Source organism: Bifidobacterium sp. LH_730 (genome assembly GCF_056355835.1).
Genome location: NZ_JBKETB010000011.1, coordinates 74,057 through 95,587, shown reverse-complemented (window position 1 = coordinate 95,587; position 21,531 = coordinate 74,057). Strand labels below are relative to the sequence as shown.

The window sequence follows — 21,531 nt, the reverse complement described above, 5'->3', positions numbered from 1 at the left end:
CGAGCGGTTCAAGACCGAGCTGGACGCGTACATCGTCCACTGGAACACCAAACGACGCCAGATACGACTCGAGGGACACACCCCGGAGGAATACCGGAACATGTCCCTCGCAGCCCGACCCCCGTATCCTAATAAACAACGTCCAACAAACGGGGCGCAGTTCACATTGCATCTGCCGGGCCTTTTGTTTTCGGCTTTCGCCGATCGGCCCGCCATATCAAAGCGGGGATGCCGCATGTAATGGCATCATGGTCGAGCATATCAATCCACGGAACCGCGTTTTTCACGGAAAGCAAAAAGGGTTTTGAGGAAATCCCAAAACCCTTGGTGGCGGATGAAGCGAGATTCGAACTCGCGGAGGGGGTTGCCCTCACACGCTTTCGAGGCGTGCTCCTTAGACCGCTCGGACATTCATCCATATCACTCGGCTAGCCGAGCAACTTGTCTATTATTACACACTCCCGCCGACACTCAAACCACGGCGTGCCCCGTGCCGGCATATGCAGGGTCCAGGAAAGCGTCTCCCGCCCCGTGCCATAGACCTCTACGGCAGGGTGCGCACGGCCCGGATGGCCTCGGCTCGCGCGGCAAGCTGGTCGTCGGGCGGGTAGGCGACGTGTTCGAGCGTGAGTCCCTGCGGGGCGATCGGCCCGGTCGAGCCCTCGCGCTTGGGAACGGCCATTTTGCCGGCGAACCAGTCGAGATCACGTTTGCCGGTTCCAACCGCGACGCACCCCCCTACCAAGGAACGCACCATATTGCGCGCGAAGGCATCGGCGACGATGGTGAAGCACAACAGACCGGATTCAAGGGTGGGCACTGCGAATCCCGCACGCTCCGGCATATCGGGCGCCGCCGGCACCAATGGCGTGACGGGGATACGCTCCCATCGCGCGAACTTGACCTCGCGGATCGTGGTGCCGCCCGGATTAGGCGTGGCGAAAGATCCGAAATCATGAAGGCCGAGCGTCATCGCCGCCGCCGCGTTCATGGCCTCGATATCGAGTTCCGCGTCGATATGGAGCACGCAGCCGGCCAAACGCGGATCGACCATCGAGGAACGGTCGGCGATGCGATACACATAGGTGCGTTCCAGCGCCGAGAACCGTGCGTCGAATCCCTCGGGCGCGAGCGATACACGATATATCGAGATATCGGCAGGCAGAATGCGCTGCAATCGACGTTGCAAAGCCACCACCGGCGGCACATCCATATGCCCGACCGCGCGCGCCAACGTCTCTTCATCGAGGTCGAGGTGGCACACCTGCCGGCTGGCATGCACGCCGGTGTCGGTGCGGCCGGCGACCATCAAACGCAACGGTTCCGCCGGATCCCCGGAACGCACGCGCAGCACCTTGCGCAGCGCCGCCTCGATCTCACCTTGCACGGTGCGCAGCTCGGGCTGCACGGCCCAGCCGTAAAAGTCGCCGCCGTCATAGCCCAGATCGATTCGCAGTCGTGTCATAACCCCATATTCTCCCATGCCCTGCACTCGCGTGGTGCGACAAAACGTGCGTGGTGCGACATTGCGTAGTGCGATAATGGCGGAATTGCAAGGATTCGTGTTGTCGCACCGCGCGCACTTTGTCGCACCACGCGCGACCCGGATATGGCAAAGGGCCGGGAACCCAAACGGATTCCCGACCCTTATATCGGTTCGAAGAACCTACCGATTCACTCGGCCTTCTCGGCCTCGGCGGTCTCGGCAGCCTCGGCCGCTTCCACAGCCTCGACCGGGGTCTCAGCCACGGCCTCTTCGACGGCCTCGGCCTTCGCCTCGACGGCCTCATCGGCCTTGGCGGCGACCTTGGTGGCAGCCTCGGCTTCCTTCACGACGGCCTTCTTCGGGGACACCGGCTCGGTGACGAGCTCGATGATCGCGGCAGGCGCGGAATCGCCACGGCGCGGAGCGATCTTCACGATGCGGGTGTAGCCGCCCTCGCGCTGCTCCATCTGCTCGGCGATCTGGGTGAACAGCATGTGCACCACGGACTTGTTGCGGATGACGCGCATCACGCGACGGCGGGAGTGCAGATCACCGCGCTTGGCGAAGGTGATCAGGCGCTCGGCCAGCGGACGGAGGCGCTTGGCCTTCGGCAGCGTGGTGGTGATGCGGCCGTTCTGGAACAGGCTGGTGGCCATGTTCGCGAGCATCAGGCGCTCGTGCGCCGGGCTGGACGCCAGGCGCGGACCCTTCTTGGGTGTAGGCATTGGTTACTCCTTTTGCCATGCCGTCTCAGGTGGGCAGCGGCCCGAACATCCGAAACGGCGCGGCGGTTGGTTAAGGGTGGAACGATCTCACTCGTCTTCCGGCGAGAAGAAGGTGCCGCCCTCGAGATTATTGGCGTCGAAGCCCAGCGGCGAAGCCTTGAGGCTCAGTCCCAGGGACTGGAGCTTCTCCTTGACCTCATCGATCGACTTCATGCCGAAATTGCGGATGTCGAGCAGGTCCTGCTCGGTGTGGGAGACAAGCTCGCCGATGGTGTGGATGCCCTCGCGCTTGAGGCAGTTGTAGGAACGCTGCGTCAGGTTGAGGTCCTCGATCGGCACGGCCATCTCGGGGTTGGACTCCTCAGCCACAGGGGCCGGTCCGACCTCGACGCCCTCGGCCTGGGTGTTGAGCTCGCGGCACAGGCCGAAGAGCTCCACCAGGGTCGAGCCAGCGGAAGCCACCGCGTCTCGCGGCGAGATGGCGGGCTTGGTCTCCACGTCCAGAATGAGCTTGTCGAAGTCCGTGCGCTGTTCCACACGGGTCGCCTCGACCTTGTAGCTCACCTTGAGCACCGGGGAATAGATGGAATCGACCGGAATGCGGCCGATCTCATCGTTGTCGCTCTTGTTCATCTGCGCCGGCACATAGCCGCGGCCGCGCTCGACGGTGAACTCGAACTCGAGCTCGCCGTCCTCGGCCAGAGTGGCGATGTGCAGGTCCGGGTTGGCGATGGTGACGCCGGCGGGAGGAGTGATGTCCCCCGCGGTCGCCTCGCCCTTGCCGGCCTTGCGCAGATACATGACCACCGGCTCGTCGTATTCGCTGGTGAGCACGATGCCCTTGATATTGAGCAGGATCTCGGTGACATCCTCTTCCACACCCGGCAGAGTCGTGAACTCATGCAGGGCGCCGGAGATACGCACCGAGGTCACCGCTGCACCGGGGATCGAGCTCAGCAGCGTGCGACGCAGTGAGTTGCCGAGCGTATAGCCGAAGCCAGGCTCGAGCGGTTCGATGGTGAAGCGGGAGCGCTGAGGATTCAGGGATTCCTCGGTCAGGGTCGGACGCTGTGCAATAAGCACTGTGATATCCTTTCAGCTTTTGCGCGCGTGGTGCACTCACGGCACGCAACAGCGGGTTGGAATTGCTGTCTTCTAGTGCTCAGACGCGGCGGCGCTTCGGAGGACGAACGCCGTTATGCGCTTGCGGGGTGACGTCGGTGATGGAACCGACTTCCAGTCCGGCGGACTGCAGGGAGCGGATGGCGGTCTCGCGACCGGAGCCCGGGCCCTTGACGAACACGTCGACCTTCTTCAGACCGTGCTCCATCGCCTTGCGGGCGGCGGACTCGGCGGCCATGCCGGCGGCGTACGGCGTGGACTTACGGGAGCCCTTGAAGCCGACATCGCCACCGGACGCCCAGGACAGGACGGCGCCGGACGGATCGGTGATCGAAATGATCGTGTTGTTGAAAGTGGACTTGATGTGCGCCTGCCCGACCGGGACCGACTTGCGGTCGCGGCGACGCGGCTTGCGCGCAGCTTGCTTTTGAGCTGCCATTGACCCTCGTTTCCTAAATAACGAAATATTGCTATTTGGATTCCGGACGATGAAGCGGGAGCTTCCGCCTCGTGGCCCGGATAGTCACCTACTACTTGGTGGCCTTCTTCTTTCCGGCGACCGTGCGCTTCGGGCCCTTGCGGGTGCGCGCGTTGGTCTTGGTGCGCTGGCCGCGCACAGGAAGACCCCTGCGGTGACGCTGGCCTTGGTAGCAGTTGATCTGGATCTTGCGACGGATGTCCGCGTCGATCTCACGACGCAGATCGCCTTCGATCTTGTAGTTGCCTTCAAGATAGTCACGCAGCGTGATGAGCTGCTCATCCGTCAGATCCTTGACGCGGATATCCGGGTTGATCCCGGTCGCGGCAAGCGTTTCCTTCGCACGAGTGCGACCCACACCGAAAATATAGGTGAGGGCGATCTCAATGCGCTTCTCATTGGGGATGTCGACTCCGGCAAGACGTGCCATTGCGATTCCTTCTATGTTCCGTAGGTCTTGCACCGAGTCGCCCGGTTTCCCGGCACGGGCCTACGTTCCCGTGGTGAAGTCGTCCATGGATCACGGACGACTGTGACTCAGCGCCTTTCTGTGCCGCTGGAATCTGCTCAGCCCTGGCGCTGCTTGTGGCGCGGGTTGACGCAGATCACCATGACGCGGCCGTGACGACGGATCACGCGGCAGTTCTCGCAGATCCTCTTCACACTAGGGCTGACCTTCATGGTTTTCCTTTGCTTGTACCTTTACTTGTAGCGGTACGTAATGCGTCCGCGATTGAGGTCGTAGGGGCTCATCTCAAGGACCACACGGTCCTGCGGCAGGATGCGGATGTAGTTCTTGCGCATCTTGCCGGAGATGGTGGCCAGCACGATGTGCTTGTTCTCAAGTTCGACGCGGAACATTGCGTTCGGCAATGCCTCCACGACGCGACCCTCGACCTCGATCACACCGTCTTTTGCCATGTGCTCCTGCTTCCGTTCTCGGCTGCATTACTGATAGTGCGCCCGAAGACACACCAAATTGCAAGAATATAGCAAGCCCCTCCCAACGACACGCCGTGGATATCGGGCGTGTTGCGGGAGGGACTGTGCTTCTCCTGTCATCCTGAGCGAGCAAAGCGAGTCGAAGGATCTCTAGAGATGCTTCGACTCAGCGCTACACGCTCTGCTCAGCATGACAAAAAAGGCGCTCAGCGGGCATCGAGCGCGGCGACGATATTCGCCTGGATCGCGTCGATGTCACCGGTGCCGTCGATGGCGACGAGCTGGCCGCGGGACTGATAGGTGTCCAGCAGCGGAGCGGTCTCCTTGGCATAGGTCTCCAGGCGCTTGGCGATTACCTCGGGGGTGTCGTCGGTGCGGCCCTGCTCCTCGGCGCGCTTGGCCATGCGGTGCATGAGCACATCATGGTCGGCGTCGAGAGCCACCACCGCGTCAAGCGGGGTGTTAAGGTCGGCAAGCATGGCGTCGAGCGCCTCGACCTGGGAGGCATTGCGCGGATAGCCGTCGAGGATCCAGCCGTTCTTGGCGTCGTCCTGGGCCAGACGGTCCTTGACGATGCTGTTGGTCAGCTCGTCGGGCACCAGCTCGCCCTTGTCGGTGTAGGCCATGACCTTGAGGCCAAGCTCGGTCTTGTTCTTGATGTTGAAGCGGAAGATGTCGCCGGTGGAGATGGCGGGGATGCCATAGTGCTCGGCGAGCAGCGCGGCCTGGGTGCCCTTGCCGACGCCCTGCGGGCCCATGATGAGCAGACGCATGGTGAGTGCCTTTCTTGTTATATCAATATCGAAAACGAATTATCCTCCCCCTTGTCAGGGGAGGATATATGTTTACTTGCCTTCCGTATGGTCGGTGCCCTCGAAGAGGAATCCGGCGTACTGGAACTGCTCGGTCTGGGCCTTAGCCTGGCGCAGGGTGTCGAGGCCGACGCCCGCGATGATCAGGATGGTCGTGCCGCCGAAGGGCAATTGCGCGTTGAGGCCGAGCGCCATGATGAGCACGGTCGGGATCAATGCCACGAAGAGCAGGTAGACGGCGCCCACGGTGTTGAGGCGGTTCATCACGTAGCTCAGGTAGCGCGAGGTGGCACTTCCGGCGCGGATGCCGGGGATGAAGCCGCCGTAGGACTTCATGTTGTCGGCCGTCTCGTCCGGGTTGAACGTGATCGACGTGTAGAAGAAGCAGAAGAACACGATCATCAGCGCGTAGAGCGCGATGTACCACACGGAGGTGGTGTTCGCCAGGTTCGCGTTGATCCACTGCACCCACGACTGGTCGGACTTGCCGAACTGGGCGACCAGGGTCGGGATGGCGAGGATCGACGAGGCGAAGATCGGCGGGATGACGCCGGACATGTTGATCTTCAGCGGCAGGTAGGTGGAGGAGCCGCCGTACATCTTGCGGCCGATCATGCGGCGCGTGTACTGCACCGGGATGCGGCGCTGCGACAGCTCGACGAAGTCGACGAAGATGAGGATCACGACGAGCACGGACACGACGATCGCGAACTTGGTCCAGTCGCCGTCGGTGCCGTTGGTGCCCCAGCCGATCTCCCACAATTGGGGCAGGAAGCCGGAGCAGATGGACATGAAGATAAGGACGGACATGCCCTGGCCCAGGCCCTTGTCTGTGATGAGCTCGGCCATCCACATGATCAGGCCGGTGCCGCCGGTCATGATCAGCACCATGACGACGAGGTTCCACACGGAGCCGTCGGGGATGACCTGGGAGCACTGGTAGTTGAACAGCGCGCCGGAGCGGGCGGTGACGAGGATCGTCGTGGACTGCAGCACCGCAAGGCCGATGGTGAGGTATCGGGTGTACTGCGTCAGCTTGGCCTCGCCGGACTGGCCCTCCTTGTGCAGCGCCTCGAAGCGCGGGATGACCACGCGCAGCAGCTGCGTGACGATGGAGGCGGTGATGTACGGCATGACGCCCAGCGCGAAGATCGACAGCTGGAGCATGGCGCCGCCGGAGAACAGGTTCACGAGTCCGACGAAGTTCTCCTGGTTGCCCGACAGGTTCGAGATGCACTGCTGGACGACCTTGTAGTCGACGCCCGGAGTGGGGATGAACGAGCCGATGCGATAGATGATGATGATGAACAGGACGAAGAGTATCTTCTTGCGCAATTCCTTCGTCTTCAGGGCCTGGATTAGCGTCCTCACCTTGGGTATCCTTCCTGATCGTGCGAATCTCGCGCACGTGTGAACACAATCTAGCGCACCACTGTAGCGCACAGCATCTACCACTAGACGCATGCGACCGGGAATCGGATGTACGCAAAACTGTTGAAAATGATCCTCAACCATCAACATGGGGAAGAGGAAATCCCATACTGACGCCCGTATAAGAAAGGAACGGGGGTATGGGAAGAATAATATGCAACGACCCTCCCACGTCCCACGGACGGGGAGGGTCGTTCCTAGGCTTTCATCGCCGAGGCATCAGTCCTCGGAGACGGAACCGCCAGCGGCCTCGATCTTGGCCTTGGCGGAGGCGGAGGCCTTGACGCCCTTGAGCGTGAAGGCAACCGTCACATCGCCGTCGCCCAGCACCTTGACCGGGGCGTTGGCGCGCACGGCGCCCTTGGCGATGAGGTCCTCGACGCTCACCTCGCCACCGTTCGGGAACAGCTCGACGAGACGGGCGACATTGACGACCTGATACTCGACGCGGAACGGGTTCTTGAACCCGCGCAGCTTCGGCAGGCGCATGTACAGCGGCAACTGGCCGCCTTCGAAGCCAGGACGCACATGATTGCGCTTGGTCTGGCCCTTGGCGCCACGGCCCGAGGTCTTGCCCTTGGAGCCTTCACCGCGGCCAACGCGGATGCGATCCTTGTTGGCGCCCGGCGCGGGCTTGAGGTCATGCATCTGCAGGATTTCGTTATCTGCCATGATCAGTCAACCTCCTCGACGGTGACCAGGTGGCGCACCACGTTGATCAGGCCGCGCACCGCGCCGTTGTCCGGACGCTCGACCGTCTGGCCGATCTTGCGCAGGCCGAGGGTCTTGGCGCTTTCACGCTGGGCGTGGTTCGCGCCGCACATGCCGTGATGCAGGGTAATCTTCAGGGACTTAGCCATGCTCACTCACCATCCTTCTGGTCGGCGGCAGCCTTGGCCTGAGCCTCTTCGCGAGCCTTGCGAGCCTCGGCGATGCCGGCGGCGCGGGAACGCAGCAGGGCGTCCGGGGCCACCTCTTCGAGGGACAGTCCACGACGGGCCGCGATCTCCTCGGGCTCCTCGAGCTGCTTCAAGGCAGCGACGGTCGCGCGCACCATGTTGATGGCGGTGGGCGAGCCCATGGACTTGGACAGCACGTCGGTGATGCCGGCGCACTCCATGACGGCGCGCACCGGGCCGCCGGCGATGACGCCGGTGCCGGGGGCGGCCGGACGCAGCAGGACGGTGCCTGCGGCGTCGTGACCGATCACCGGGTGGGTGACGGTGCCGCGGATGCGCGGGACGGAGAACATGTGCTTCTTGGCGTCGAGCTGGCCCTTGGCGATGGCGGCAGGAACCTCACGGGACTTGCCGTAGCCAACGCCCACGGTGCCATTGCCGTCGCCGACCACCACGAGGGCGGCGAAGCTGAACGTGCGGCCACCCTTATGGGTCTTGGACACGCGGTTGATGGTCACCACGCGATCGAGCAGCTCATCGCCCTTGTTCTCCTCGCGGCGGTTACGACGCTCGCCGCGACGGCCTTCGCCACGCTGGCCGCGACGGTTGGAGCGGCGCTCCTCGGTCGCATTGCCCTCGGCGGCGGGAGCCTGGGTGTTCTGGGTCTCTTCAGCCACTTGGGTTTCCTTCTCGTTGTCGCTCACAGCTCAAGACCTCCCTCGCGGGCGCCTTCAGCCACAGCTGCGACGCGACCGGTGTACTTGTTGCCGCCACGATCGAAGACGACCGCGGTGATGCCGGCGGCCTTCGCCTTCTCGGCGACCAGCTGGCCGACCTTCTTGGCCGCCTCGACCTTGGTGCCCTCGAAGCCCTCGAACTCGGCGGTGACCGTCGAGGCCGAGACCAGGGTGATGCCCTTGGTGTCGTCGACGACCTGGGCCACCATGTGGCGGTTGGAGCGGGTGACCACCAGGCGCGGACGCTCCGGGGTGCCGGTGATGTGCTTGCGCAGACGGGCGTGACGACGCTTGAGCGCGACCTTCTTGCCCTTGCCCTTGATAGCGACGCTCATATCACTTACCAGCCTTTCCAGCCTTGCGCAGGATACGCTCGTCGGCGTACTTGATGCCCTTGCCCTTGTAGGGTTCCGGAGCGCGCAGCTTGCGGATGTTCGCGGCAACCTGGCCGACGGCCTGCTTGTCGATGCCCTTGACGACGACCTCGGTCGGGCTCGGCAGCTCGAAGGTGATGCCCTCGGGCGGGTTGACGGTGATGGTGTGGGAGTAGCCGAGGGAGAACTCGATGCCCTGGCCCTTCATCGCGGCGCGGTAACCGGTGCCGACGATGAGCAGGTGCTTCTCGTATCCATCGTGCACGCCCTTGACCATGCCGGCCATGATGGAGCGGGCCAGGCCGTGCTTGGCACGGGTGGGACGCTGGTCGTCGGCCGGGGTCAGGACGATCTCGTTGCCCTCGACCGCCGCGGTGATGCCCTCAGGGATGTCGAAGCCATCGGTGCCCTTGGCGCCCTTGGCGTCGAAGCGCTGTCCGTTGATCGTGACCTCCACACCGGCCGGGATGGCGATGGGGAGCTTACCAATATGCGATGCCATGTGTCAGCTCTCCTTTCTCACCACACGTAGGCGACGATCTCGCCGCCGATGCCCCGGTCGAGGCATTCCTTCTGGGTCAGCAATCCCGACGAGGTCGAGATGATGGCGATGCCAAGGCCGCCGAGCGGCATCGGCAGGGCGTCGGACTTGGCGTAGCGGCGCAGGCCCGGCTTGGAGATGCGCTTGATGCCCTGGATGGAACGCTCGCCGTTGGGGCCGTACTTGAGGGTGACCTCGAGGGTCTGCCCGACCTTGGCCTCCTTGGCGGCGAAGTCCTTGATGAAGCCTTCGCGCTTGAGGATCTCGGCGATGTTCGCCTTGAACTTGGAGTACGGCATGTCCACGGTCTCGTGCTTCGCCGCGCTCGCGTTACGCAGACGGGTGAGCATGTCTGCGATCGGATCTGTCATTGTCATTGTGGGCTAACGCCCTTTCTCGCCGTGGTTTCCGCCGCCCACTCGGGGCCGCGGACCTTCAGCGTCGATGTTTACCAACTGGACTTAGTGACGCCGGGCAGCTCGCCGCGGTGGGCCTTCTCGCGAAGGCAGATGCGGCACAGGCCGAACTTGCGGTAGACGGAGTGGGGACGACCGCACACCTGGCAGCGCGTGTAGGCGCGCACCTTGAACTTCGGCTTGGCGGCCGCCTTGTTCTTCAGAGCGGTTTTTGCCATATCAGTTCTCCTTGAAGGGGAAGCCCAGGTGCTTCAACAGCGCGTAGGCCTCGTTGTCGTCCTTGGTGCTGGTCACCACGGTGATGTCCATGCCACGCTGGTGGTCGATGGAATCGGGATCGATCTCATGGAACATGGACTGCTCTGTGAGGCCGAAGTTGTAGTTGCCCTGGCCATCGAACTGGTGGCCGTTGATGCCGCGGAAGTCGCGGATACGGGGCAGGGCCGTGGTCAGAAGGCGGTCCAGGAACTCCCACATGCGCTCGCCACGCAAGGTGACGTAGGCGCCGATGGCCTGGCCTTCGCGCAGATGGAACTGGGCGACGGACTTCTTGGCCTTGGTGATCTTCGGCTTCTGGCCGGTGATCAGGGTGAGGTCCTTGACGGCGCCCTCGATGAGCTTGGAGTCGCGCGCCGCGGCGCCGACGCCCATGGAGACGACGACCTTCTCGAGGCGGGCGACCTGCATGGGGTTGGAGTACTTGAACTCCTTCTCCATCTCGGGGACGATCTCCTCGTTGTAACGGACCTTCAGGCGCGGGGTGGCCGGCGCTTCGACGGTGGTCTCGCTCATGCCAGCTCCTTTCCGGACTTCTTGGCGACGCGCACGCGCACGTTCTTGACCTTGCCGTCGCGCACTTCCTGCTTGACGACGATGCCCACGCGGGTCGGCTGCTTGGTCTCGGGGTCGATCAGCATCACATTGGAGCGATGGATCGGGGCCTCGACGGACACGATGCCGGACTGCTGGCCCTGCTGCGTGGCGCGGACGTGCTTCTTGACAATCTGCACGCCCTCGACGATCAGACGGTCATCGGGCAGCACGCGGGTGACGGTGCCTTCCTTGCCGCGGTCCTTGCCGCGGATGACCTTGACCTGGTCGCCGCTCTTGATCTTGGCTGCCATATCAGATCACCTCCGGGGCGAGGGACACGATCTTCATGAACTTGTGCTCGCGCAGCTCACGACCGACCGGTCCGAAGATACGAGTGCCCTTCGGTTCACGGCCGGAGCCGAGAATGACGGCGGCGTTCTCGTCGAACTTGATGTAGGAGCCGTCGGTGCGACGGGACTCCTTGACGGTGCGGACGACGACGGCCTTGACCACGTCGCCCTTCTTGACCGACCCGCCAGGGATCGCGTCCTTGACGGAGGCGACGATCACGTCGCCGATGCCGGCATAGCGTCGCTTCGATCCGCCGAGCACGCGGATGGCAAGGAGTTCCTTGGCACCCGTGTTGTCGGCGACATGAAGCCGCGTTTCCTGCTGAATCATTGATTCTCCTTTGCCGAGCCGGTTCTCCCCGTCCACCCGGCCGGCCGACGAATCGGTCGGCCGGGTGAGACGCGGAGCCTTGCCGAACTATTACTTGGCGCGCTCGATAATGCTAACGAGACGCCAGCGCTTGGTCTTGCTCAGAGGCCGAGTCTCCATGATACTCACGAGGTCGCCAACATGCGCCTCGTTGTGTTCGTCATGGACCTTGACCGTCTTGGTGGTGCGCACGACCTTGCCGTACAGCGGGTGGGTCGAACGCTTCTCGAGCTCGACGGTCACGGTCTTGTCCATGGTCTCGGACACGACGTAGCCGCGGCGAACCTTGCGGAAATTGCGCTCCTGGGTATCAGCCATGATCACTTCTCCTCAGCTTTCTTGTCGGTGGCCTCGGGCGCCTGGCTGATGCCGAGCTCGCGCTCACGCAGGACGGTGTACATCCTGGCGATGTCGTGCTTGACCGCCTTGAGGCGGGCAGTGTTGTCGAGCTGACCGGTGGCGGACTGGAAGCGCAGGTTGAACAGCTCTTCCTTGGACTTCTTCAGGAAGCCCTCGATCTCCTCGTTGGTCTTCTCGTTGAGATTCTTGATGGAGTATTCAGCGGTTCCGACTGACATCAGAGATCACCACCTTCGCGAGCGATAACACGGCACTTCATGGGAAGCTTGTCGATGGCGCGGCGCAGGGCCTCGCGGGCGACGTCCTCGGACACACCGCCGATCTCGAACATGACGCGACCGGGATGGATGTTGGCGATCCAGAACTCCGGGGCGCCCTTTCCGGAACCCATTCGGGCGCCGAGGGGGTGCTTGGTCAACGGACGATCCGGGAAGATCGTGATCCACACGCGGCCACCACGCTTGATGTAGCGGGTCATGGCGATACGCGCGGCCTCGATCTGGCGGTTGGTCACGTAGGCCGGGGCCATCGCCTGGATGCCGTAGTCACCGAAGTTGATCTCGTTGCCGCCCTTGGACATGCCAGAACGGGTGGGACGATGCTGCTTGCGGTACTTGGTCCTCTTTGGGATAAGCATTCCTAGCTCACTCCTTCGTTTCCGTGGCGGCGGGCGCCTCGGCGGCAGCGGCCGGAGCCTCGGCCGCGGGGGCCTCGGCGGTGGTCTGCTGCTGGCCGGCGGCAGGACGGTTGCCACGGCGCGGGCGGCGATCGCCGCGGCGGCCGGGACGGTTGTTCTGCTGGGCCTGCTGCTCTTCGAACTCACGCTCGGTCATATCGCCCTTGTAGATCCACACCTTCACGCCGATGCGGCCGTAGGTGGTCTTGGCCTCGAAGAAGCCATAGTCGATCAGGGCGCGGAGGGTCTGCAGCGGAACGCGGCCCTCGCGATAGAACTCGGAACGGCTCATCTCGGCGCCGCCGAGACGGCCCGAGAGCTTGATGCGGATGCCCTTGGCGCCGGCGCGCATCGCGTCCTGCTGGGCCTTGCGCATCGCGCGGCGGAAGGTCACGCGGTTGGTCAGCTGCTCGGCGATGCCCTGGGCCACCAGCTGGGCGTCCAGAGCGGCGTTCTTCACTTCGAAGATATTGAGCTGGACCTGCTTGCCGGTGAGCTTCTCGAGCTTGGCGCGCACGCGCTCGGCCTCCGCGCCGCGGCGGCCGATCACGATGCCCGGGCGGGCGGTGTGGATGTCCACACGCACGCGGTCGCGGGTGCGCTCGATCACGATCTTGGAGACGCCTGCGCGCTCCAGATCCTTGCTCATCTCCTTGCGGATCTTGTCATCCTCGAGCACGAAGTCACGGTAACGCTCGCCGGCCTTGTTGGAGTCGGAGAACCACTTCGAGCGGTGATCCTCGGTGATGCCCAGACGGTATCCAAACGGATTGATCTTCTGACCCATCTTTAGCGGGCTCCTTCCTTGCTAGCAACGACGACCGTGATGTGGCTCGTGCGCTTGTTGATGCGAGCGGCACGGCCCTGGGCGCGGGCGCGGAAACGCTTGAGCGTCACGCCTTCGTCCACATAGGTCTCCTTGACGACCAGATCGTTCTCACGGAACGACTCGCCGGCCTTGTCGGCCTTCACGCGTGCGTTGGCGATCGCGCTCTTGAGGACCTTGAGGACCGGGACGGACGCATCCTGCGGAGCGAACTGAAGGATGGTGATGGCTTCGGTCGCCTGCTTGCCTCGGATGAGGTCGACCATGCGGCGAGCCTTGCGCGGCGTCACGCGGACGTGACGAGCGATTGCTTTAGCTTCCATAAGTCATTCTCTCCTTTAGCGGCGGGCCTTCTTGTCGTCCTTCACATGACCCTTGAAGGTCTTGGTCGGGGCGAACTCGCCGAGCTTGTGGCCGACCATCGACTCGGTGACGAACACCGGGACGTGCTTGCGGCCATCATGCACAGCGAAGGTGTGACCGATGAAATCAGGGGTGATCATCGAACGGCGCGACCACGTCTTGATGACGTTCTTCGTGCCCTTCTCGTTCTGCTCGTCGACTTTCTTCTGCAAGTGGGCGTCGACGAAGGGGCCCTTCTTGATGCTACGAGTCATCTTCTAGACACTCCCTTACTTGCGGTTCTTACCATTCGGACGACGACGAACAATCATCTTGTTCGAGGCCTTCTTCGGACGGCGGGTACGGACCTCACCCTTGCCCCACGGGCTCACCGGCGGCTTGCCACCGCGGGTACGGCCACCATGCGGGTGATCGACCGGGTTCATGGATTCACCACGGGTGATCGGGCGCTTGCCCATCCAGCGGGCGCGGCCAGCCTTGCCGAGCTGAATGTTGGCATGGTCCTCGTTGCCGACCTCGCCGACGGTCGCGCGGCAGCGCGCGTCGACGTTGCGAATCTCGCCGGAGGGCATGCGCAGCTGGGCGTAGGGGCCGTCCTTCGCGACGAGCTGCACGGCGGTGCCGGCGGAACGCGCAATCTTGGCGCCACCGAGCGGGCGCAGCTCGATGGCGTGCACCACGGTACCGGTGGGAATGTTCTTCAGCGGCAGGTTGTTGCCCGGCTTGATGTCGGCCTGGGCGCCGGTCTCGATGACGTCGCCCTGCTTGATGCCCTTGGGGGCGATGATGTAGCGCTTCTCGCCATCCGCATAGTGCAGAAGGGCGATGTTGGCGGAACGGTTCGGGTCGTACTCGATTTCCGCGACCTTGGCGGGCACGCCGTCCTTGTCCCAGCGACGGAAGTCGATGAGACGGTACTGGCGCTTGTGGCCACCGCCGCGATGGCGGGAGGTCATGCGGCCATAGGAGTTGCGACCACCGGTCTTGGTGAGCTTGCGAACCAGCGACTTCTCAGGCGTGGAACGCGTGAGCTCGGAGAAATCCGAGACGGACGCGTTGCGGCGGCCTGCGGTCGTCGGCTTATAAACGCGGATAGCCATAATGTAGTTCTTCCTTTGACTTTCTCGGCTAGCCTTCAGTTACCGAAGATGTCGATCGACTGGCCCTCGGCCACGGTGACGATCGCACGCTTCTGATTGACGCGCTGACCGAAGCCGAAGCGGGTGCGCTGGCGCTTGCCGGCGCGGTTGAGGGTGTTGACGTTCGTCACCTTCACCTTGAAGATCTCCTCGATGGCCTGCTTGATCTGCACCTTGTTCGCGTCGTTGGCCACCACGAAGGTGTACTGGCCGCGATCGGACAGGGCATAGCTCTTCTCGGAGACGACGGGCTTGAGGATGACGTCGTGGGCGGGCTTGTGAATAGCGACCATGAAATCAGGCCTCCTTGACGGTCGGCTCGGTCTTCGCCTTGACGAACTCCTCGAGCGAGGCCTTCGTGAAGACGACATACTGGGCGGTGACCACATCGTAGGTGTTGAGCTGATCGGCGAACAGCACATGCACGGTGGGGATGTTGCGGACGGACAGCCACTCGTTCACCTCGTCGCGCGTGAGCACGACGGTCGTGAACTTGTTCTCGGTCACGGGCGTCAGCGCGGCGACGGCGGCCTTGGTGGAGGGAGCCTCCAGCTTGCCGAAGTCGACGACGGCGACGCGACCGGCGTTGGCGCGATCCGACAGGATGTAGCGCAGGGCCGCGGCCTTCATCTTCTTGGGGGTGCGCTGCGAGTAGTCACGCGGCTGCGGTCCGAAGACGACGCCGCCGTGATACCACTGCGGGGCGCGGATGGAGCCCTGGCGGGCACGGCCGGTGCCCTTCTGCTTCCACGGCTTCTTGCCGCCACCGGAGACGTTGGCGCGGGTCTTCGTGGCATGGGTGCCCTGGCGGGCGGCCGCGAGCTGCGCGATGACGACCTGGTGGATCAGCGGGATGCGGGTCTGGATCTCCTCGGAGGCAATGCCGAACAGCTCGGCGGGGGCCTCGACGGAGCCGGCCTTGGCGCCCTTGGCGTCAGTGACGTTCAGAGTAACGTTTGCCATGGTTTATCAGGCTCCCTTCACTGCCGAACGGACGAGAACGATGCCGCCCTTGGGGCCCGGGATGGCGCCCTTGATGGCGAGGATGCCGTTCTCAACATCCGCGGAGACGATGGTGAGGTTCTGCACGGTGGAGGTGACGTGGCCCATGCGGCCGGCCATCTTCTTGCCCTTGAGGATGCGACCCGGGGTGGCGCATGCGCCGACGGAGCCGGGACGACGCTCGTTCTTGTGCGAGCCGTGCGAACGGCGGTAGGACTTGAAGCCCCAGCGCTTGATGGTGCCGGCGAAGCCCTTGCCCTTCGTGGTGCCGGTCACGTCGACCTCGGTGCCTTCCTCGAAGGTGTCGGCGGCGAGCTCCTGGCCCACGGTGTACTCATCGGCGTTGTCCTCGCGCACCTCGACGAGATGACGACGGGGGGTGACGCCGGCCTTGGCGAAGTGACCGGCCAGAGGCTTGGTCACCTTGCGCGGGTCGATCTGGCCGTAGCCGATCTGAACGGCCTTGTAGCCGTCGGTCTCCTCGGACTTGACGGCGATGACCACGTTGGTGGACACGTCGACCAGCGTGACGGGAACGAAGAAGCCGTTCTCGTCCCACACCTGCGACATGCCGAGCTTCCTGCCCAGCAGCGCCTTGCGATCTGCACGTTGCGACATAGCGGTTCCTCCTCCCTTACAGCTTGATCTCGATGTTGACGTCCGCAGGCAGATCGATGTGCATCAGGGAGTCCACGGCCTTGGGGGTCGGGTCCACGATGTCGATGAGGCGCTTGTGGGTGCGCATCTCGAAATGCTCGCGAGAATCCTTGTACTTATGAGGAGAACGGATAACACAGAAGACGTTCTTCTCGGTCGGCAGCGGAACGGGGCCAACAACCGTTGCGCCCGCGTTCGTCACCGTTTCGACGATCTTCTTCGCCGATTGGTCGATGACCTCGTGGTCATAGGACTTAAGCCTGATGCGGATTTTCTGTCCCGCCATTGCCGTCCGCCCTTTCTAGCGATTCGTTGTACTGTTTACCAACCTGCTGCTCGGGGCACCGGCGCGCATGGCCTTCCTTGGACATACGTCCTCGGCGGGTCATCCGTCATCAGTGCGCGGAACTGTCGGGGACCTACTGGGGCTTCGGTCCTCGGTCCGCGCTCGCTTTTTTGATTCCAATTGTGCGAGCCCGAAACAGGCAACTTTGTTATTAAAGCACCGGCCCTACCCAACGGAATTCGGGCGTGTCGCACAGGCTTTGCCCCGTGCGACACGCCCGAATGCTGCTTTGCTACCTCAGCCATGTCTGGCTTCGGCGTCGCCTACAAACAGCCCACCGGGCTGTTTGCTTAACGGCGCCGTGGGCGAGTCGCGGATGGCCGCGATTCCAAAGGAATCGCATAAGCCGTCCGCGCGAGGAGGAGAACAGTCCAGTGGACTGTTCGACGACGGAGCTCTCCTTATAACAAAACGCAACCACCATTACCTTAATATCTATATCCACGCCAAAATAACGAAGATAAGCGCAACGATATTGGCAACCGCCTCCACCGCGCCGGTGACCATGGGTTTGACATGCCGACGCCGCGCCACCACAGGCAGCGCCACCGCGCGCAGCAGCAATACAACGGCCACCACGGTCATCCATCCCCAGCCGTCCATGGGCCGCCACATCACCCACCACACCAGCAGCGCCGCATGCCACATCCAGGACGCGGCCATGTATCGACGGTCCCCGCGCTCGCGGATCATCGTCTTGACGAACAGCACCGAGCCGAATTCGATGACGGCGAAGATCGCGGCGAGCCACAGCCCCGTCTCGCTCGGCCAAGCGGGGCCAATGAGGTCGACCATCCGCTCCCCGACAATGCAGTCATAATATGCGCAATAATCCTCAAGCGAGGTCATGGGGCGATATCCCGCGTAGCCATAGGCGATGGTGGCCATCAGCGAAGCGGCGATCACCGCCGCCGCGTTCCCCCACAGCGAGCGCTCCCGCCTCAGCCATGCGGCGGCGAACTCGATGCCGGCCAACACGACGTAGATCGGCGCCCATATCAGGATATCCGGGTGCAGCACCACGAAGGGCACGCCAATCAACGCAAGAACCGCGCCGTATCCGATGGTGGGCGGCAGATACCGGCGGCCGCCACGCGATTTGAGCCAACGGGCGACCGAGAATTCGAAGCAATAGCACAACGTCCAGCACACCAGCAGCCATAGCGCGGTCCACAGCATGGATCCGGATTGCGCCGCACCCACGATCAGTCCGGCAAGCGCGGGGAACAGGGCCATCACCCACGCGCCGGGCTGGTCAGCGATCCAATCGCGCGCCGTGGTCGGGCGCGGATGGCGATCATGCACCGGGCAATCGGAGGGGCAGCGTCTCGTGTGCCGATGGTTCTTGCTCGTGACGGCATTCGTATGGGTCATGCGCCCCACCGTAGGGCATCTCGATTCGACATGCCAGAGCCGGCCTGCGGAAAACCGCTCCCCCGCGCATCCCTGCGTACGTTTATGAGCACTCCCACGATATGCCTGCTCACAAACGTACGTTAAGCCACTCCATCCGTACGATTCTGAGCAGACCGACGGTAGTCGTGCTCATAAACGTACTCTTGGCGGCGCTCAGCGTACGGTTATGCGCAGGCATGCCGTGGGAGTGCTCATAAACGTACGCTGCCGACCGGGCGATGTCTAATACCTATATATAGGTATGGGAAGGCCCCGGTTCCGTGGTGGGAACCGGGGCCTTGCATCGTCAGATGACTCAGTGACCGGCATCAGGCCGGCCCATGGTCAGAGGACGGATTCGCTCAGCGCTCGGAGGCTTCCTCGGTGGCGGCCTCGCCCTCGCGCTCGACGCGGATCTTGTGACCCTCCTCCTGGGAGACGCCGTAGTAGGCGGCGACGGCGATATCCTTCATGTCGTTGATCATCGGGATACGCGGGTTGGCGGGGGTGCACTGATCCTCGTAGGCGCGCATGCCGGCCTGGTCGAGGATGGACCAGAAGTAGTCCTCCTCCACGCCGCACTCCTGGAAGGACTTGTTCATGCCGAGCTTGTTGTCGCGGTAGTCCTCGACGGCCTTCGCCAGATTCTCGACGCCCTCGGCCGGGGTCTTGCCCGGGTCGATGCCGAGGTTGCGGGCGATGTCCTGGTAGCGCTCCGGCGCGACGTACTTGTTGTACTTCGGCCAGGAGGTGGGCTCGGTCGGGATGGAGCCGTTGTAACGGATCACATACGGCAGCAGGATGGAGTTCGTGCGGCCGTGCGCGATGTGCAGCAGGGCGCCCAGCGTGTGGGCCATGCCGTGGCACATGCCCAGGAACGCGGAGCCGAAGGCCATGCCGGCCATCGTGGCGGCGTTGTGCATCTTCTCCTGCGCGTTGGTCTTCTCCAGGCCCGGCTCGCCGTTGACCGACTCGGCCAGGTTGTCCCAGATGAGCTTGGCCGCGTGCAGCGCCATGCCGTCGGTGAAGTCGTTGGCATAGACGGAGACATAGGCCTCGAAGCTGTGGGTCAAGGCGTCGAAGCCGGCGTCGGAAGCCAGCTTGCGCGGCTGGGTGCGGGCCAGCACCGGGTCGACGATAGCGACGGACGGGGTCAGCGCGTAGTCGGTGATCGGGTACTTGTAGCCGGTCTTGTGGTCGGTGATCACGGCGAACGGGGTCACCTCGGAGCCGGTGCCGGAGGAGGTCGGGATGCACACGAGCTTGGCCTTCTTGCCCAGCGGCGGGAGCTTGAAGGCGCGCTTGCGGATATCGAAGAACTTCTCGCGCACGTCACCGAAGGAGATCTCCGGGTGCTCGTAGAGGAGCCACATGATCTTGGAGGCATCCATCGGGGAGCCGCCGCCGACCGCGATGATCGTGTCGGGCTCGAACTCCTCGCGCATCATCGCGGCGCCCTTCTCGACGGTCTCGACCGAAGGCTCCGGCTCGACGTAGTCGATGATGCGGAAGGTGACGCGGTTGGAACGGGCGCGCAGCTGGTCGATGATCTTATCGACGACGCCGAGCTGCTCCATGACCTTGTCGCAGACGATGACGGCCTTCTCGATGCCGTACATGTCGCGCAGGTACTTGATCGCGTTGGGCTCGAAGTACGTCTTGGCGGGGATCTTGAACCACTGCATGTTGTTGTTCCTCCGAGCGATGCGCTTGACGTTGATGAGGTTGACGGCCTGGACGTTGCCGGAGACCGAGTTGCCGCCGTAGGAGCCGCAGCCCAGGGTCAGCGACGGGGCGATGGCGTTGTAGATGTCGCCGATGCCGCCGAGCGAGGAGGGCTGGTTCCAGATGATGCGGCAGGCGTGCATGCGAAGGCCATACTCGCGCACCAGGGCCTCGTTGTTGGTGTGGATGGCGGCGGTGTGGCCGGCGCCGAGCTTGAGCATGGCCTCGCACATCACGAAGGCCTCGTCCTTGTCCTTGGCCTTGATCATGGCGTGCACCGGGGCGAGCTTCTCGTGGGTCAGCGGCTCGTCGTCGGAGACCTCCTTGCACTCGGCCACGAGGATCGTGGCGTCCTCCGGGATGGAGAAGCCGGCGGCCTTGGCGATGTACTGCGGGGACTTGCCCGGCACCACGGAGTTGAGCTTGGGCATCTGGCCGGAGCCGGCGGTGCAGCCGAACATATACTGCTCGAGCTTGGCCTTCTCATCGGCGTTCACGAAGTAGGCCTTGCGGCGCTGCATCTCGGCCTTGAGCGGCGCGTAGACGTCCTTGTTGGCGATGATGGCCTGCTCGGTGGCGCAGATCATGCCGTAGTCGAAGTGCTTGGAGAGCACCAGATCGTTGGCGGCGCGCACGATGTCCACGTCGGAGTCGACATAGGCGGGGGCGTTGCCGGCGCCGACGCCGAGGGCGGGCTTGCCGGAGGAGTATGCGGCCTTGACCATGCCCGGGCCACCGGTGGCCAGGATCGTCGCGATGCCGTCATGGCCCATCAGGAAGCCGGTGGCGGCGATCGACGGGTGCTCGATCCACTGGATGCAGTCGGCCGGGGCACCGGCCTCGATGGCGGCGTCGCGCACGATCTTCGCGGCGGCGACGGAGCAGTTCTGCGCGCCCGGGTGGAAGCCGAACACGATCGGGCAGCGGGTCTTGAGCGCGATCAGGGACTTGAAGATGGCGGTGGAGGTCGGGTTGGTCACGGGGGTGACGCCGGCGACCACGCCCACGGGCTCGGCGACCTCGTCGATGCCCATGACGTCGTCCTCGCGGATCACGCCGACGGTCTTCTGGCCGGCCAGATAATTGGTGATGTGCTCGCAGGCGAAGATGTTCTTGGTCGCCTTGTCCTCGACCAGGCCACGGCCGGTCTCCTCGACGGCCATCTTGGCCAGCACCAGATGCTTGTTCAGCGCTGCGACGGAAGCCTTGGCCACGATATGGTCGACCTGCTTCTGATCCAGCTTCTCGAATTCGACCAGCGCCTTCTGCGCCTTCGCGACGAGAGCGTCGACCTCGGCCTTCGCCGCGGCCTCCTTCTCCTCGGCGGTCGGCTGGGTTGCTGCCTTCTTGGTTGCCTCTGCCACTGTCGTCCTCCTTGAACTGCGGGCGAACCCTGTTGTTGTCTGCTTAGCTGCCACATGGTTATGTGACCTGACTCACAATGTATCGAAGTTCCGCAAGCGCCGGGCGTGTCGTCGTGTCGCACAAAAAATGTTTTATTTCGTTCTATTTCTGTTCGTTATTCGTTCGCTTAAGCTACAAATCA

The 21,531-nt window shown here is 63.5% G+C and carries 32 protein-coding genes, 1 tRNA gene and 1 pseudogene; 1 reads left to right on the top strand and 33 read right to left on the bottom strand.

The window, feature by feature from the left end:
- Nucleotides 1–115, top strand: a pseudogene (locus AC1AUD_RS11490) (IS3 family transposase); the annotation flags it as partial.
- A gap of 213 nt (nucleotides 116–328) precedes the next feature.
- Here AC1AUD_RS11490 and AC1AUD_RS11485 read toward each other — a convergent pair.
- The 33 genes from AC1AUD_RS11485 to adhE all read right to left on the bottom strand — a co-directional run bounded on the left by AC1AUD_RS11485 (nucleotide 329) and on the right by adhE (nucleotide 21,349).
- Nucleotides 329–417, bottom strand: a tRNA-Ser gene (locus AC1AUD_RS11485).
- 127 nt (nucleotides 418–544) lie between these two features.
- On the bottom strand, nucleotides 545–1,465 hold the full coding sequence (truA, locus tag AC1AUD_RS11480; RefSeq protein WP_476574514.1) for a tRNA pseudouridine(38-40) synthase TruA: 921 nt from the start codon (nucleotides 1,463–1,465) through the stop codon (nucleotides 545–547).
- A 209-nt stretch (nucleotides 1,466–1,674) separates the two neighbouring features.
- Nucleotides 1,675–2,211, bottom strand: a complete 537-nt coding sequence (rplQ, locus tag AC1AUD_RS11475) for a 50S ribosomal protein L17 (RefSeq protein ID WP_476574513.1) — start codon at nucleotides 2,209–2,211, stop codon at nucleotides 1,675–1,677.
- A gap of 87 nt (nucleotides 2,212–2,298) precedes the next feature.
- A complete protein-coding gene (locus AC1AUD_RS11470) occupies nucleotides 2,299–3,294 on the bottom strand; it encodes a DNA-directed RNA polymerase subunit alpha (protein WP_476574512.1) in 996 nt (331 codons plus the stop codon).
- Nucleotides 3,295–3,373: 79 nt separating this feature from the next.
- The gene (gene rpsK / locus AC1AUD_RS11465) at nucleotides 3,374–3,772 is read right to left on the bottom strand and encodes a 30S ribosomal protein S11 (protein ID WP_204468737.1); all 399 of its coding nucleotides are present in this window, start codon (nucleotides 3,770–3,772) and stop codon (nucleotides 3,374–3,376) included.
- Nucleotides 3,773–3,863: 91 nt separating this feature from the next.
- Complete coding sequence (gene rpsM, locus AC1AUD_RS11460; protein ID WP_476574511.1) at nucleotides 3,864–4,241, bottom strand: 30S ribosomal protein S13; 378 nt, start codon at nucleotides 4,239–4,241, stop codon at nucleotides 3,864–3,866.
- 137 nt (nucleotides 4,242–4,378) lie between these two features.
- Complete coding sequence (rpmJ, locus tag AC1AUD_RS11455) at nucleotides 4,379–4,492, bottom strand: 50S ribosomal protein L36 (RefSeq protein WP_003808136.1); 114 nt, start codon at nucleotides 4,490–4,492, stop codon at nucleotides 4,379–4,381.
- A gap of 21 nt (nucleotides 4,493–4,513) precedes the next feature.
- Nucleotides 4,514–4,732, bottom strand: a complete 219-nt coding sequence (infA, locus tag AC1AUD_RS11450; protein ID WP_004268611.1) for a translation initiation factor IF-1 — start codon at nucleotides 4,730–4,732, stop codon at nucleotides 4,514–4,516.
- A 227-nt stretch (nucleotides 4,733–4,959) separates the two neighbouring features.
- Nucleotides 4,960–5,526 (bottom strand): adenylate kinase, encoded by a 567-nt coding sequence (locus AC1AUD_RS11445; RefSeq protein ID WP_476574510.1) that lies wholly within the window; start codon nucleotides 5,524–5,526, stop codon nucleotides 4,960–4,962.
- A 72-nt stretch (nucleotides 5,527–5,598) separates the two neighbouring features.
- On the bottom strand, nucleotides 5,599–6,936 hold the full coding sequence (gene secY / locus AC1AUD_RS11440) for a preprotein translocase subunit SecY (protein ID WP_476574509.1): 1,338 nt from the start codon (nucleotides 6,934–6,936) through the stop codon (nucleotides 5,599–5,601).
- 279 nt (nucleotides 6,937–7,215) lie between these two features.
- Nucleotides 7,216–7,668 carry a 50S ribosomal protein L15 gene (gene rplO / locus AC1AUD_RS11435; protein WP_476574508.1) on the bottom strand — a complete coding sequence of 151 codons (453 nt, stop codon included), beginning with the start codon at nucleotides 7,666–7,668 and terminating at the stop codon, nucleotides 7,216–7,218.
- Between the two features lie 2 nt (nucleotides 7,669–7,670).
- On the bottom strand, nucleotides 7,671–7,856 hold the full coding sequence (gene rpmD, locus AC1AUD_RS11430; protein WP_476574507.1) for a 50S ribosomal protein L30: 186 nt from the start codon (nucleotides 7,854–7,856) through the stop codon (nucleotides 7,671–7,673).
- Between the two features lie 2 nt (nucleotides 7,857–7,858).
- Nucleotides 7,859–8,599 carry a 30S ribosomal protein S5 gene (rpsE, locus tag AC1AUD_RS11425; protein ID WP_476574506.1) on the bottom strand — a complete coding sequence of 247 codons (741 nt, stop codon included), beginning with the start codon at nucleotides 8,597–8,599 and terminating at the stop codon, nucleotides 7,859–7,861.
- Nucleotides 8,596–8,967 (bottom strand): 50S ribosomal protein L18, encoded by a 372-nt coding sequence (gene rplR / locus AC1AUD_RS11420; RefSeq protein ID WP_476574505.1) that lies wholly within the window; start codon nucleotides 8,965–8,967, stop codon nucleotides 8,596–8,598. Before rplR ends, rpsE begins: the two co-directional genes overlap by 4 nt.
- A gap of 1 nt (nucleotide 8,968) precedes the next feature.
- On the bottom strand, nucleotides 8,969–9,508 hold the full coding sequence (rplF, locus tag AC1AUD_RS11415; RefSeq protein ID WP_476574504.1) for a 50S ribosomal protein L6: 540 nt from the start codon (nucleotides 9,506–9,508) through the stop codon (nucleotides 8,969–8,971).
- Between the two features lie 17 nt (nucleotides 9,509–9,525).
- Entirely contained in the window at nucleotides 9,526–9,924 is a 399-nt protein-coding gene (gene rpsH / locus AC1AUD_RS11410; RefSeq protein WP_476574503.1) for a 30S ribosomal protein S8, read from the bottom strand.
- A gap of 71 nt (nucleotides 9,925–9,995) precedes the next feature.
- Complete coding sequence (locus AC1AUD_RS11405; RefSeq protein WP_003808046.1) at nucleotides 9,996–10,181, bottom strand: type Z 30S ribosomal protein S14; 186 nt, start codon at nucleotides 10,179–10,181, stop codon at nucleotides 9,996–9,998.
- Nucleotide 10,182: 1 nt separating this feature from the next.
- Nucleotides 10,183–10,755: a 50S ribosomal protein L5 gene (rplE, locus tag AC1AUD_RS11400; RefSeq protein ID WP_476574502.1), complete on the bottom strand. Its 573-nt coding sequence runs from the start codon at nucleotides 10,753–10,755 to the stop codon at nucleotides 10,183–10,185.
- Nucleotides 10,752–11,087 (bottom strand): 50S ribosomal protein L24, encoded by a 336-nt coding sequence (gene rplX, locus AC1AUD_RS11395; protein WP_476574501.1) that lies wholly within the window; start codon nucleotides 11,085–11,087, stop codon nucleotides 10,752–10,754. Before rplX ends, rplE begins: the two co-directional genes overlap by 4 nt.
- Nucleotide 11,088: 1 nt before the next feature.
- Complete coding sequence (rplN, locus tag AC1AUD_RS11390) at nucleotides 11,089–11,457, bottom strand: 50S ribosomal protein L14 (protein WP_044089104.1); 369 nt, start codon at nucleotides 11,455–11,457, stop codon at nucleotides 11,089–11,091.
- Nucleotides 11,458–11,547: 90 nt separating this feature from the next.
- Complete coding sequence (gene rpsQ, locus AC1AUD_RS11385) at nucleotides 11,548–11,814, bottom strand: 30S ribosomal protein S17 (RefSeq protein WP_476574500.1); 267 nt, start codon at nucleotides 11,812–11,814, stop codon at nucleotides 11,548–11,550.
- A gap of 2 nt (nucleotides 11,815–11,816) precedes the next feature.
- On the bottom strand, nucleotides 11,817–12,074 hold the full coding sequence (gene rpmC / locus AC1AUD_RS11380; RefSeq protein WP_476574499.1) for a 50S ribosomal protein L29: 258 nt from the start codon (nucleotides 12,072–12,074) through the stop codon (nucleotides 11,817–11,819).
- On the bottom strand, nucleotides 12,074–12,493 hold the full coding sequence (gene rplP, locus AC1AUD_RS11375) for a 50S ribosomal protein L16 (protein WP_476574498.1): 420 nt from the start codon (nucleotides 12,491–12,493) through the stop codon (nucleotides 12,074–12,076). Before rplP ends, rpmC begins: the two co-directional genes overlap by 1 nt.
- Before the next feature lie 7 nt (nucleotides 12,494–12,500).
- On the bottom strand, nucleotides 12,501–13,319 hold the full coding sequence (gene rpsC / locus AC1AUD_RS11370) for a 30S ribosomal protein S3 (protein WP_476574497.1): 819 nt from the start codon (nucleotides 13,317–13,319) through the stop codon (nucleotides 12,501–12,503).
- A 2-nt stretch (nucleotides 13,320–13,321) separates the two neighbouring features.
- Nucleotides 13,322–13,681, bottom strand: coding sequence for a 50S ribosomal protein L22 (gene rplV / locus AC1AUD_RS11365; protein ID WP_476574496.1), 360 nt, complete (start codon nucleotides 13,679–13,681; stop codon nucleotides 13,322–13,324).
- A 15-nt stretch (nucleotides 13,682–13,696) separates the two neighbouring features.
- Nucleotides 13,697–13,975 carry a 30S ribosomal protein S19 gene (gene rpsS / locus AC1AUD_RS11360; protein WP_172145459.1) on the bottom strand — a complete coding sequence of 93 codons (279 nt, stop codon included), beginning with the start codon at nucleotides 13,973–13,975 and terminating at the stop codon, nucleotides 13,697–13,699.
- A gap of 15 nt (nucleotides 13,976–13,990) precedes the next feature.
- The gene (rplB, locus tag AC1AUD_RS11355; protein WP_476574495.1) at nucleotides 13,991–14,821 is read right to left on the bottom strand and encodes a 50S ribosomal protein L2; all 831 of its coding nucleotides are present in this window, start codon (nucleotides 14,819–14,821) and stop codon (nucleotides 13,991–13,993) included.
- Between the two features lie 35 nt (nucleotides 14,822–14,856).
- Nucleotides 14,857–15,153 (bottom strand): 50S ribosomal protein L23, encoded by a 297-nt coding sequence (gene rplW / locus AC1AUD_RS11350; protein ID WP_476574494.1) that lies wholly within the window; start codon nucleotides 15,151–15,153, stop codon nucleotides 14,857–14,859.
- 4 nt (nucleotides 15,154–15,157) lie between these two features.
- On the bottom strand, nucleotides 15,158–15,823 hold the full coding sequence (gene rplD, locus AC1AUD_RS11345) for a 50S ribosomal protein L4 (RefSeq protein WP_476574493.1): 666 nt from the start codon (nucleotides 15,821–15,823) through the stop codon (nucleotides 15,158–15,160).
- Between the two features lie 6 nt (nucleotides 15,824–15,829).
- Nucleotides 15,830–16,480 (bottom strand): 50S ribosomal protein L3, encoded by a 651-nt coding sequence (rplC, locus tag AC1AUD_RS11340; protein WP_476574492.1) that lies wholly within the window; start codon nucleotides 16,478–16,480, stop codon nucleotides 15,830–15,832.
- 16 nt (nucleotides 16,481–16,496) lie between these two features.
- Nucleotides 16,497–16,805 (bottom strand): 30S ribosomal protein S10, encoded by a 309-nt coding sequence (rpsJ, locus tag AC1AUD_RS11335; protein ID WP_003827292.1) that lies wholly within the window; start codon nucleotides 16,803–16,805, stop codon nucleotides 16,497–16,499.
- A gap of 495 nt (nucleotides 16,806–17,300) precedes the next feature.
- Entirely contained in the window at nucleotides 17,301–18,239 is a 939-nt protein-coding gene (locus tag AC1AUD_RS11330; protein ID WP_476574491.1) for a YwiC-like family protein, read from the bottom strand.
- Between the two features lie 383 nt (nucleotides 18,240–18,622).
- Complete coding sequence (gene adhE / locus AC1AUD_RS11325; protein WP_476574490.1) at nucleotides 18,623–21,349, bottom strand: bifunctional acetaldehyde-CoA/alcohol dehydrogenase; 2,727 nt, start codon at nucleotides 21,347–21,349, stop codon at nucleotides 18,623–18,625.
- Between the last annotated feature and the right edge of the window lie 182 nt (nucleotides 21,350–21,531).